The 12084-nt window shown below is 75.5% G+C and carries 10 protein-coding genes and 1 pseudogene; 8 read left to right on the forward strand and 3 right to left on the reverse strand.

Annotation, left to right across the window (positions count from 1 at the left end):
- Position 1: 1 nt before the first annotated feature.
- On the forward strand, positions 2-1396 hold the full coding sequence (locus tag AB5970_RS09980; RefSeq protein ID WP_370503780.1) for an NAD-dependent malic enzyme: 1395 nt from the start codon (positions 2-4) through the stop codon (positions 1394-1396).
- Here the strand turns inward: AB5970_RS09980 and AB5970_RS09985 are convergent.
- Positions 1393-2127 carry an IclR family transcriptional regulator gene (locus AB5970_RS09985; protein WP_370503781.1) on the reverse strand — a complete coding sequence of 245 codons (735 nt, stop codon included), beginning with the start codon at positions 2125-2127 and terminating at the stop codon, positions 1393-1395. The two genes, AB5970_RS09980 and AB5970_RS09985, sit on opposite strands and share 4 nt — an antisense overlap.
- An 80-nt stretch (positions 2128-2207) precedes the next feature.
- Between AB5970_RS09985 and hutH the strand changes: the two genes are divergently transcribed.
- Genes hutH through hutI form a run of 5 tightly spaced genes read left to right on the forward strand, consistent with a single transcriptional unit; the run spans position 2208 to position 9019 of the window.
- A complete protein-coding gene (hutH, locus tag AB5970_RS09990; protein ID WP_370503782.1) occupies positions 2208-3746 on the forward strand; it encodes a histidine ammonia-lyase in 1539 nt (512 codons plus the stop codon).
- Positions 3743-5407, forward strand: a complete 1665-nt coding sequence (gene hutU / locus AB5970_RS09995) for a urocanate hydratase (RefSeq protein WP_370503783.1) — start codon at positions 3743-3745, stop codon at positions 5405-5407. The genes hutH and hutU overlap by 4 nt, the downstream gene beginning before the upstream one ends.
- Positions 5404-6567 (forward strand): allantoate amidohydrolase, encoded by a 1164-nt coding sequence (locus AB5970_RS10000; protein ID WP_370503784.1) that lies wholly within the window; start codon positions 5404-5406, stop codon positions 6565-6567. Before hutU ends, AB5970_RS10000 begins: the two co-directional genes overlap by 4 nt.
- Positions 6564-7880, forward strand: coding sequence for a formimidoylglutamate deiminase (locus AB5970_RS10005; RefSeq protein ID WP_370503785.1), 1317 nt, complete (start codon positions 6564-6566; stop codon positions 7878-7880). The genes AB5970_RS10000 and AB5970_RS10005 overlap by 4 nt, the downstream gene beginning before the upstream one ends.
- On the forward strand, positions 7877-9019 hold the full coding sequence (hutI, locus tag AB5970_RS10010; protein ID WP_370503786.1) for an imidazolonepropionase: 1143 nt from the start codon (positions 7877-7879) through the stop codon (positions 9017-9019). The genes AB5970_RS10005 and hutI overlap by 4 nt, the downstream gene beginning before the upstream one ends.
- Before the next feature lies 1 nt (position 9020).
- Here the strand turns inward: hutI and AB5970_RS10015 are convergent, their stop codons facing one another.
- Together AB5970_RS10015 and AB5970_RS10020 are read right to left on the reverse strand one after the other, a co-directional pair.
- A complete protein-coding gene (locus tag AB5970_RS10015; RefSeq protein WP_370503787.1) occupies positions 9021-9620 on the reverse strand; it encodes a class I SAM-dependent methyltransferase in 600 nt (199 codons plus the stop codon).
- A 4-nt stretch (positions 9621-9624) separates the two neighbouring features.
- Positions 9625-10695: an NADH:flavin oxidoreductase/NADH oxidase gene (locus tag AB5970_RS10020; protein ID WP_370503788.1), complete on the reverse strand. Its 1071-nt coding sequence runs from the start codon at positions 10693-10695 to the stop codon at positions 9625-9627.
- 86 nt (positions 10696-10781) lie between these two features.
- Here AB5970_RS10020 and AB5970_RS10025 point away from each other — a divergent pair, with 86 nt between their 5' ends.
- Both AB5970_RS10025 and AB5970_RS10030 read left to right on the forward strand, forming a co-directional pair.
- Entirely contained in the window at positions 10782-11639 is an 858-nt protein-coding gene (locus AB5970_RS10025; RefSeq protein ID WP_370503789.1) for a formate/nitrite transporter family protein, read from the forward strand.
- Positions 11640-11694: 55 nt separating this feature from the next.
- Positions 11695-12084: pseudogene (locus AB5970_RS10030) on the forward strand (hypothetical protein); the annotation flags it as partial.

Consider the following 12084-nt stretch of genomic DNA (forward strand, 5'->3'; position numbering starts at 1 on the left):
GATGGTGTCACCGAGCGTCTCCTCGTCCATCACGGCGCGGCTGGAGGTGCAGGCCCGGCCGACGGCTGTCAGTGAGCTCACCACGGCGATCGAGAAGGCCGGTGGCATCGTCACCGCCCTCGACGTCACGGCCTCGGGCCACGAGCAGATGACGGTCGACGTCACGTGCGCGACGCGCGGCGAGCAGCACGCCGCGGACATCGTCGACGCCCTCAAGGACCTGCACGGCGTCGTCGTCGAACGCGTCAGCGACCGCACGTTCCTCATGCACCTCGGCGGCAAGCTGTCGATCGAGTCCAAGGTGCCGCTGCGCAACCGCGACGACCTGTCCATGGCGTACACGCCCGGGGTCGCGCGCGTCTGCGAGGCCATCGCGGCCCACCCCGAGGACGCCCGCCGCCTGACCATCAAGCGCAACACGATCGCGGTGGTCACCGACGGCACGGCGGTCCTCGGCCTCGGCAACATCGGGCCGCTGGCCAGCCTGCCGGTCATGGAGGGCAAGGCGGTGCTGTTCAAGCGGTTCGCCGGCATCGACGCGTTCCCCATCGCGCTGGACACCACGGACGTGGACCAGATCGTCGAGACCATCTGCGCGATCGCGCCCGTGTTCGCGGGCATCAACCTCGAGGACTTCTCCGCGCCGCGCTGCTTCGAGATCGAGCGCCGGCTGCGCGAGCGCCTCGACATCCCGGTGTTCCACGACGACCAGCACGGCACGGCCATCGTCGTGGTCGCGGCGCTGACCAACGCGCTCAAGGTGGTCAAGAAGGACCTGGCCACGGTCCGGATCGTGCTCTCGGGCGCCGGGGCCGCCGGCACGGCGGTGCTCAAGCTGCTGCTCGCCGCGGGCGCCAAGGACGTCGTGGTCGCGGACATCGAGGGCGTCATCCGCGCCGACCGGCCGGGGCTCGACGAGTCCCTGTTCTGGACGGCGAGCATGACCAACCCGCGCGGCATCACGGGCTCGATCCCGGACGCGCTCAAGGACGCCGACGTGTTCATCGGGGTCTCGGCACCCGACGTGATCACGGGCCAGGACGTCTCGACGATGGCCAAGGACTCGATCGTGTTCGCGCTGGCCAACCCGCGGCCCGAGGTCGACCCCGACGACGCCGCCCAGTACGCCGCGGTCGTCGGCACCGGTCGCTCCGACTTCGCCAACCAGATCAATAACGTGCTCGCGTTCCCGGGCGTCTTCCGCGGGCTGCTCGACGCGCAGTCGCACCGCATCACGGACGGCATGCTGCTGGCGGCGGCGTACGCCCTGGCGTCGGTGGTCACGGACGACGAGCTCAACCCCACCTACATCGTGCCCAGCGTGTTCAACCCCGAGGTGACCACGGTGGTCGCGGCCGCGGTGACCAAGGCGGCGCACGCGACGTACGAGATCTAGACCCGGCGGGCCAGCGCCGCGGCGGCCCCCTGCGTCGCGCGCACCAGGTCGGCCGGGACGTCCCCGTCGGCGAACGTGACCGCGAGCCCGGCGATCGGGAACCCCGCGTGGTCGCGGACCGCCACGGCGACCGAGGCGAACCCCGGGGTCACGTCGCCGCGCTCCTGCGCCCAGCCGAGCCGGCGGACCTCGGTGAGCAGCGAGCGCAGCTCCGACAGGCGCCGCGGCCCGACGCCCGTGCGGTCGACGAACGCCTCGCGGCCGGGGAACAGGGCCCTGACCTGCGCGGGCGGCAGGTCGGCCAGGATCGCGCGCCCGCTGGCCGTGAGGTGCGCGGGCAGCCGGACGCCGACGTCGGTGACCAGCACCGGCCGCCCGGCGGCCCGCTCCTCGACGACGTAGAGCACGTCCCGCCCGTGCAGCACGGCCAGGTGCGCGCTCTCGCCCACCTGGTCGACCAGCCGCGCGAGCACGGGCCGGGCCGCGCGGGCCAGGGGGGCCTGCCGCGAGTAGGCCGACCCGAGCTCGAAGGCCGCGAGGCCCAGCGCGTAGCGGTGCTCCTCGGGCAGGTGCACGACGAACCCGTGCTCCGTCAGCACGGTGAGCAGGTGGTAGGTGGTCGACCGCGGGAGGTCGAGGGCGGTGGCCAGCGCGACGGCGGGCACGGGACCAGTCCGGGAGAGGTGGCGCAGGAGCCGCAGGGTGGCGTCGGCGGCGGGCACGGCGGTCATCGGAACCCCTGTCTGGAATACCAGACACTATCGCGGCGCAGGGCCTTCGGCACGGGGCGGGCGCCGGGGTGTCATGGACCATGAGCACCACCACAGCCACCGACACCGTCGTCGTGGGCACCGGGCCCGTCTCCCTCGCCGACGTCGTCGCCGTCGCCCGCCACGGGGCGGGCGTCCGGCTCTCCGACGAGGCCCTGACGGCCATCGCCCGCGGCCGCGCCGTCGTCGACGACCTCGCCCGCGACCCCCAACCGCACTACGGCATCTCGACGGGCTTCGGCGCCCTCGCCACCTTGAGCATCCCCGCCGACAAGCGCCGCGACCTGCAGCGCAGCCTGGTCCGCTCGCACGCCGCGAGCACCGGCCCGGAGGTCGAGCGCGAGGTGGTCCGCGCGCTCATGCTCCTGCGGCTCTCGACCCTGGCCACCGGGCACACGGGCGTCCGCCCGGAGACCGCGAGGGCGTACGCCGCGATGCTCGACGCCGGCATCACGCCCGTGGTCCGCGAGTACGGCTCGCTCGGCTGCTCCGGCGACCTCGCGCCGCTGGCGCACTGCGCGCTGGCGCTCATGGGCGAGGGTGAGGTCCGCGACGCCGCCGGCACGCCCATGACCGCCGCGGAGGCGGGGATCGTGCCCGTGACGCTCACCGAGAAGGAGGGCCTCGCGCTCATCAACGGCACGGATGGCATGCTCGGCATGCTCGCGCTGGCGCTGCACGACCTGGACAGCCTCCTCACCACGGCCGACGTGGCGGCGGCCATGAGCGTCGAGTCGCTGCTCGGCACCGACGCCGTGTTCGCGGCCGACCTGCAGGGCCTGCGCCCGCACCCGGGCCAGGCCGTGTCCGCCGCGAACATCCGGGCGGCGCTGCACGGCTCGGGGATCATGGCGAGCCACAAGACCCCCGACTGCACCCGCGTGCAGGACGCCTACTCGCTGCGGTGCGCGCCGCAGGTGCACGGGGCCGCTCGGGACACCCTCGAGCACGCGCGGACCGTGGCCGAGCGCGAGCTGGCGGCGGCGATCGACAACCCGGTGATCACCGACGACGGCCGGGTCGAGTCCAACGGGAACTTCCACGGCGCTCCGGTCGGCTACGTGCTCGACTTCCTGGCGATCGCCGTCGCGGACGTGGCCAGCATGTCCGAGCGGCGCACCGACCGGTTCCTCGACGTCGCGCGCAACCACGGGCTGCCCGCGTTCCTCGCGCACGACCCCGGCGTCGACTCCGGCCTGATGATCGCCCAGTACACGGCGGCCGGGCTGGTCTCGGAGCTCAAGCGGCTCGCGGCACCGGCCAGCGTCGACTCGATCCCGTCGTCGGCCATGCAGGAGGACCACGTCTCGATGGGCTGGCACGCGGCCCGCAAGCTGCGCCGCTCGATCGACGCGCTCACCCGCGTGCTCGGCATCGAGCTGCTCACCGCCGCGCGCGGGCAGGACCTGCGCGCGCCCCTGCAGCCGTCGCCGGTCACGGGTGCGGTGAAGGACCTGCTCCGCGCGCGCGGCATCCCCGGCCCGGGCCCGGACACCTACCTCTCCCCCGACCTCGAGACGGCGGCCGACGTCGTCCGCGAGGGGACCATCGCCGCCGCCCTCGAAGGAGCCCGCTCATGACCGCCGGCCCCCGCCCCGTCCGCGCCCCGCGCGGCACCACGCTGACCGCCCGGAGCTGGCAGACCGAGGCCCCGCTGCGGATGCTCATGAACAACCTCGACCCCGAGGTCGCCGAGCGGCCCGACGACCTCGTCGTCTACGGCGGCATGGGCAAGGCGGCGCGGTCGTGGGACGCCTACGACGCCATCGTGCGGACGCTGACCACGCTGGGCGACGACGAGACGCTGCTGGTGCAGTCCGGCAAGCCGGTCGGCGTGCTGACCACGCACGAGTGGGCGCCGCGCGTGCTCATCGCCAACTCGAACCTCGTGGGCGACTGGGCGACGTGGCCGGAGTTCCGCCGGCTCGAGCAGCTGGGCCTGACCATGTACGGGCAGATGACCGCCGGCTCGTGGATCTACATCGGCACGCAGGGGATCCTGCAGGGCACGTACGAGACGCTGGCCGCGGTGGCCGCGAAGCGGTTCGGCGGGACCCTGGCGGGGACCCTGACGGTGACCGGCGGGTGCGGCGGGATGGGCGGCGCGCAGCCGCTCGCGGTGACCCTCAACGGCGGCGCGTGCCTGATCGTCGACGTCGACGGCGAGCGCCTGCACCGACGGGTCCGCGAGCGCTACCTGGACCGGGTGGCGACGAGCCTCGACGAGGCGGTCGCGCTGGTCACCGCGGCACGGGCAGCACGGGAGGCCCTGTCCGTCGGCGTGGTGGGCAACGCGGCAGAGGTCCTGCCCGAGCTGCTGCGCCGCGGCGTCGAGGTGGACGTGGTCACCGACCAGACCTCCGCGCACGACCCGCTGAGCTACCTGCCGGTCGGCGTCGACGTGGCCGACTGGGCGTCGTACGCCGCCGCCAAGCCCGAGGAGTTCACCGACCGCGCGCGCGAGTCGATGGCCCGGCACGTCGAGGCCATGGTCGGGTTCCAGGACGCCGGCGCCGAGGTGTTCGACTACGGCAACTCGATCCGCGACGAGGCCCGCCAGGGCGGCTACGACCGCGCGTTCGACTTCCCCGGGTTCGTGCCCGCGTACATCCGGCCGCTGTTCGCCGAGGGCAAGGGGCCGTTCCGCTGGGCGGCCCTGTCCGGCGACCCGCGCGACATCGCCGTCACCGACCAGGCCGTGCTCGACCTGTTCCCGGAGGACGACCACCTGCACCGCTGGATCCGCGCCGCTCAGGACCGAGTGGCGTTCCAGGGGCTGCCGGCGCGCATCTGCTGGCTCGGGCACGGCGAGCGGGACCGCGCGGGCCTGCGGTTCAACGAGCTCGTCGCGGATGGCTCCGTGTCGGCCCCGCTCGTCATCGGCCGCGACCACCTCGACGCGGGCTCCGTCGCGTCGCCGTACCGCGAGACCGAGGGCATGGCCGACGGCTCCGACGCGATCGCCGACTGGCCGCTGCTGAACGCGCTGGTCGCGGCGTCGTCGGGCGCCACCTGGGTGTCCATCCACCACGGCGGGGGCGTCGGCATGGGCCGCTCGATCCACGCCGGGCAGGTGTCGGTCGCGGACGGCACGGAGCTCGCCGCCCGCAAGCTCGCGCGCGTGCTGGCCAACGACCCCGCCATGGGCGTGCTGCGCCACGTCGACGCGGGCTACCCGCGGGCCGACGAGGTCGCGGCGACCAACGGGCTGCGCGTGCCGATGCGGGAGGGTGGCGCGTGACCTTCGCGAGCACGTGGTCGGACCTGTCGACTGTCGGGAGGGCCGACGACGGCGGGTACCGCCGCTTCGCGTGGACGCGTGAGGACCACACGCTGCGCGAGTGGTTCGCCGGCGAGGCGTCGGCCCGCGGTCTCGACCTCGTCACCGACCGCGCCGGCAACCAGTGGGCCTGGTGGGGAGACCCCGACGCGACCCCGGGCGTCGTCACCGGCAGCCACCTGGACTCGGTGCCGGGCGGCGGCGCCTTCGACGGTCCGCTCGGCGTGGTCAGCGGCTTCCTGGCGCTCGACGCGCTGCGGGCGCGCGGGTTCGTCCCGACCAAGCCGCTCGGCATCGCCAACTTCGTCGACGAGGAGGGCGCGCGGTTCGGCGTCGCCTGCGCCGGGTCGCGGCTGATCACCGGGGTCCTCGACGCCGACCGTGCCCGCGGGCTCCGCGACGCCGACGGCGTGACGATGGCCGAGGCGCTGGCCGCCGCGGGCCGCGATCCCCGGACGCTGGGCCGCGACGACGAGACCCTGCGCCGGATCGGGTCCTTCGTCGAGCTGCACGTCGAGCAGGGGCGCGGGCTCGTGCACACCGGCGACGCCGTCGGCGTGGGCCGGATGATCTGGCCGCACGGCCGCTGGCGCGTCGAGCTGCGCGGCCAGGCGAACCACGCCGGGACCACCCCGCTGGCCGACCGCCGCGACCCCATGCTCGAGCTCGCGGGCCTCATCGGACACGTCCGCTCGGCCGCCCAGGACGCCGGCGCGCTCGCGACCGTCGGCAAGCTGCGCGTCGACCCGAACGGCGTCAACGCGATCCCGTCGCAGGTCACCGCGTGGCTGGACGTCCGGGCGGAGGACGAGAGCGCGGTGCGGGCCGTCCTCGCGGCGCTGCGGGACTACGCCCCGGCGGAGGAGTCGTGGACCCCGGTCACGGTGCTCGACGCCGATCTGGCGGACGCCGTCGCGGGCGCCCTGGACCACCCGCCGCGCCTCGGCACCGGCGCCGGCCACGACGCCGGCATCCTCGCCGCGGCCGGGATCCCGACCGCCATGCTCTTCGTGCGCAACCCCTCGGGCATCTCGCACGCCCCGGCGGAGGACGCCGACGAGGCGGACTGCCTGGCGGGCATCGACGCGCTCACGGCCGTCCTGGCACGGTTGCTCTCGTGACCACGTACTGGGCGGCGCAGGCGTGGCTGCCCGACGGGCTCGCGGCCGACGTCCGGATCTCCGTCGACGACGGCCGGATCGTCGCGGTCGCGCAGCGCACCGCCCCGGAGCCGGGCGACCACCGCCTGCCCGGCGTCGTGCTGCCGGGCTTCGCCAACACGCACTCGCACGCGTTCCACCGGGCGCTGCGGGGCCGCACGCACGACGACGGCGGCACGTTCTGGACCTGGCGGGTGCGGATGTACGCGCTCGCCGCGACCCTGACCCCCGACACCTACCTGGCGCTCGCCCGGGCCGCGTACGCCGAGATGGTGCTCGCGGGCGTCACCGCGGTCGGCGAGTTCCACTACCTGCACCACGCGCCCGGCGGCACGCCGTACGACGACCCGAACGTCATGGCCGAGGCGCTGCGCACCGCCGCGCACGACGCCGGGCTGCGCCTCACGCTGCTGGACACCGCCTACCTGACCGGCGGGATCGACGCCCCGCTGGCGGGCGCCCAGCTGCGGTTCGGCGACCACGACGCCGACGCGTGGGCCGCCCGCGTCGCCGCGATCCGCCCGGACGAGACCCTCACGGTCGGCGCGGCGATCCACTCCGTCCGCGCCGTCCCGCTGGACGCGATCCCGGCGATCGCCGCGCACGCCACGGGCCGCCCGCTGCACGTGCACCTGTCCGAGCAGCGGCTGGAGAACGAGCAGGCGCTGGCCACGTTCGGCGCGACGCCCACGCGGGTCCTCGAGGACGCGGGCGCGCTCGGCCCCGACACCACCGCGATCCATGCCGTCCACGTCACGCCCGAGGACGTCGCGATCCTGGGATCCACGCGCACGGGCGTCTGCCTGTGCCCGTCCACCGAGCAGGACCTCGGCGACGGCATCGCGCCCGGCGCCCTGCTGCACGCCGCGGGCGCCCGCCTGAGCGTCGGCAGCGACCAGCACGTCCGCACCGACCTGCTGGCCGAGGCCCGGACGGTCGAGCTGCACGAGCGGCTGTCGGGCGAGTCCCGCGGGGTCTTCACGCCCGCGCAGCTGGTCGACCTCCTCACCGCCGGCGGCCACGCGAGCCTCGGCGACCCGACCGGCGGCCGCCTCGCGGTCGGGGCCCGGGCGGACCTCGTGGCCGTCCGCACCGACACCCCCGGCACGGCGGGCGCCGACCCCGCGCAGCTGGTCCTCGTCGCGGGCGGCGCCGACGTCGACACCGTGGTGGTGGGCGGGGTCGTGCGGGTCGAGGGCGGCCGCCACGTGCTCGGCGACGTGGGCGCGATGCTGGGCACGGCCGTCCGCGCCGCCTGGGAGGAGACCCGATGACGTCCCACCTGGTCACCGGGATCGGCGAGCTGACCACGCACGACGACCGGTTCGGCGGGCCCCTGCCCGACGCCGCGCTCGTGGCCGAGGACGGCGTCGTCACCTGGGTCGGGGCGGCCCGCGACGCCCCCGCCGCCGACCGGCGCACGGACCTGGGCGGCGCGGCGGTGATCCCCGGCTTCGTCGACAGCCACACTCACCTGGCGTTCGCCGGCGACCGGTCGGCGGAGTTCGAGGCCCGCATGGTGGGCGCCACCTACACGGGCGGCGGCATCGCGACGACGGTCGCGGCAACCCGGGCGGCCTCGGACGACGAGCTGCGGGCGCGGCTGCGCAGGCTCGTCGACGAGGCGGGCCGACAGGGCACCACGACCCTCGAGATCAAGAGCGGCTACGGCCTCGACGTCGACACCGAGGTGCGCCTGCTGCGGCTGGCCCGCGAGGTCACCCCCGAGACCACCTTCCTCGGCGCGCACGTGGTCCCGGCCGGCGTCGACCGCGCCGACTACCTCGCGCTGGTGATCGGCCCGATGCTGGCGGCCTGCGCGCCGCACGCCCGCTGGGCGGACGTGTTCTGCGAGCCGGCCAGCCCGCTCGCGTTCGACGGCGACGAGGCCCGGGCCGTGCTGCAGGCGGCGGCCGCGGCGGGCCTGGGCCTGCGCGTCCACGGCAACCAGCTCGCGCCGGGCCCGGGGATCCGGTTGGCGGTCGAGCTCGGCGCCGCGAGTGTCGACCACTGCACCTACGTGTCGGACAACGACGTCGCGGCCCTGGCCGGCTCGGGCACCGTGGCCACCCTGCTGCCGGGGGTCGAGTTCTCGACGCGGTCCCCGTACCCGGACGCCCGCCGCCTGCTCGACGCGGGCGTCGTGGTGGCGCTGGCCAGCGACTGCAACCCCGGCACCTGCTACTCCACGTCGATGCCGTTGATGATCGCGCTCGCCGTCCGCGAGATGCGGATGACGGTCACCGAGGCGGTCCGCGCCGCGACGCTGGGCGGCGCGCTCGCCCTGCGTCGCGACGACGTCGGCCACCTGCGCCCGGGCGCTCGCGCGCACCTCGCCGTGCTCGACGCGCCGAGCCACCGGCACCTGGCCTATCGGCCCGGCGTGCCGATCGCTCGAGCGCTCGACCTCTAGCTCACGCCAGGCGGCGGGCCCGCAGGACCTCGTCGACGTGGTGGTGCGCCTGGCCGCTCGTCGGCACCGCTCGCGCGCGCCGCTCGTCGACCTCGACGGACCAGCCGTCGCCCAGGGCGTCGACGACGTCCTGGTGACCGACGTAGTCGTCGGGGTCGTAGCCCCGGGACAGGGCCTCCTCGCGGTCGACGTCTGCGTGGTGCACCACCAGCAGGACGCCGCCGGGCGCGACGGCGTCGAGGAGCGAGCGCTCGGCGTCGTGCGTCGGGGTGCGCAGCAGCGCGGGGTACTGCAGCGACACGAGGTCGAAGGAGCCGGCGGGCAGGCCCGCCTCGACCAGGCCGGCGTGCACCCACTCGACCGCGACCCCGGCGTCCCGCGCGTGCGCCGCGGCGCGGTCGAGCGCAACAGCGGACACGTCGAGCGCGGTCACCGCCCAGCCCTGGCGGGCCAGCCAGACCGCGTCGCCGCCCTCGCCGCAGCCGACGTCGAGCACGCGGCCCGGGGTCAGCCCGGCGACGCCCGCCACCAGCGAGCCGTTCGGCTCACCGCTCCAGACCCGCTCCGCCGCGGAGTACCGCTCGTCCCAGTCGACGCCCACGCCGTCACGCCCAGGTCGCGCGCGCGTACTGCGGCTGCCACGCGGCGTCGTCGGCGGCGCCGAGCTCGTGCGCAGCGCGAAGCGGCCAGAACGGGTCGCGCAGGCCCTCGCGTCCCAGCAGGACCGCGTCCGCCGACCCGTCGGCCAGGACCGCCTCGGCCTGCGCCGGGTCCGTGAGCAGGCCGACCGCGGCCACGGGCAGCCCCGACGTCTCGCGCACCTCGCGGGCGGCGGGCACCTGGTAGCCGGGCCCGACCGGGATGCTCGCGGGCGCGTTGCCGCCCGACGAGACGTCGACCAGGTCGACGCCGTGGCCGCCCAGCTCCTTGGCCACCTGCGCCACCTCGTCCACGGTCAGGCCGCCCTCGACCCAGTCGGTGGCGGACAACCGGACGAACAGCGGCTTGTCGTCGGGCCACGCGGCGCGCACGGCGTCGGCGGTCTCCACCAGCAGCCGCGCGCGGTTCTCCAGCGCGCCGCCGTACTCGTCGTCGCGCTGGTTGGACAGCGGCGACAGGAACTGGTGCAGCAGGTAGCCGTGGGCGGCGTGCAGCTCGACCACGTCGAAGCCGGCGTGGTCGGCGCGGCGCGCGGCGGCCGCGAACGCGGCGGGGATCGCGGTGATCTCGTCCAGCGTCATCGCGCGGGGCTCGGCATAGCCCGGGAACGCCGACGCCGACGGGCCGACGGTCGCCCAGCCGCCCTGGTCGAGCGGCACCGAGCCGCGCCCGTCGGCGAACGGGGAGAACGTCGAGGCCTTGCGGCCCGCGTGAGCCAGCTGCACGCCGATCTTGGTGCCGCGCTCGTGCACGAAGTCGGTGATCCGACGCCACTCCGCCACGTGCAGGTCGTGCCACAGGCCGGTGTCCTGCGGCGAGATGCGCCCCTCGGGCACGACGGCCGTGGCCTCGGCGATCAGCAGGCCGAACCCGCCGGACGCCCGCGAACCCAGGTGCACCAGGTGCCAGTCGTTGGGGCTGCCGTCGACGGCGGAGTACTGGCACATCGGCGCCAGCCAGGCGCGGTTGGCGAACGTGGTGCCCCGGAGGGTCAGCGGGGAGAAGAGGAGGGTCACGTGCGGTCGCAACCGTCGCCGGCCGTCGGGGATTCCCGGGCCCTTGGGCCCCCGTGGTCGGCGCCACCCCACGGGACCATGGACGGGTGCTGAGCATCCCTGACGCCGTCGACGCCCACGCGGAGGCCGCCCACCACAAGGTGGAGCTGACCGCCGAGCCGGGCCTGTTCCTCGTCCGCACCATGCTGGCCGGCGCCTACATCGGCATCGGGGTGCTCATCATGGCCACCGCCGGCGGCCCCCTCGCCGCCGCGGGCTCGGGGTTCACGCCGCTCGTGCAGGGGCTCGTGTTCGGCGTCGCGCTCACCGTCGTGCTCATCGCCGGGGCCGAGCTGGCGACGTCCGCGATGATGATCCTCACGCAGGGAGCGCTGCGCGGCGTCATCGGCTGGGGGCGGGCCGGCCTGACCCTGCTCGCCTGCCTCGTCGGCAACCTGGCGGGCGCGATGGTGTTCGCGCTGCTGGTGCACCTGTCCGGCGTGCTGGCGCCCGGCACCCCCGGCGGCGCGGTCCTCGCCGGGATGATCGAGCACAAGGCCGCCGAGACCGCACCGCAGCTGCTGGTCCGCGGGATCCTGTGCAACCTGCTCGTGTGCCTCGCGGTCTGGTGCGCGGCGCGGCTGCAGAGCGAGAGCGCGCGGATCGCGGTGGTGTTCGGCTGCGTGATGGTCTTCATCACCTCGGGCTTCGAGCACGTCGTGGCCAACATGACGACGTTCTCGCTCGGGCTGTACGGCGGCCTTCCCGGTGCGACGGTCGCCGAGATGGCCCGGAACATCGCCCTCGTGGGCCTGGGCAACCTGATCGGTGGCGGGATCCTGGTGGGAGCCGCGTACGCGTACCGCGGGCGCCCGCGGACCCCCGTCACGCCCTCCGCCGACGAGTCCGACGTGTCCGACTCGGCCGCGCTGCCCGGCGACCGGGAGCCGCTGGCAATACGGTGACGTGAGAGCGACGTCGACCGACGCCGCACCCGCGTGGAAAGCCCGAGGAGCACGCATGAGCACCTCCGACCCGCACCGCCCCGGTAGCGCCGACAGTCCCGGGAGCGCCGGCAGCGCCGACGACGCGGCTCCGGCCGCCGCCGAGACGGCCGCCTCGATCGAGGAGACCACGCCCGGCGCCGCCGACGCCCCGACCCACGAGGTCGCGCCGACCGTCGAGACCCTGGACCCGCCGGCCCCGACGGAGCCGACCGTGCCCGACTCCGGGACCACCGCCGAGCCCGCCGTCGACACCGAGCCCGCCGTGACGCCCGAGCCGCCCGCGAGCACGGGCACGTCGCCCGTCGCCGGGCGCGGGGAACCCGTGCCGGACACCGGCCGCCACGCCGTGGTCCGCCCGGCCCCGACGCCGCCCGACGAGCCGGGCCCCGACCCGATCGCCCCG

Origin of the sequence: Cellulomonas sp. ICMP 17802 (assembly GCF_041295535.1) — a bacterium.
Taxonomy (GTDB): Bacteria; Actinomycetota; Actinomycetes; order Actinomycetales; family Cellulomonadaceae; genus Cellulomonas.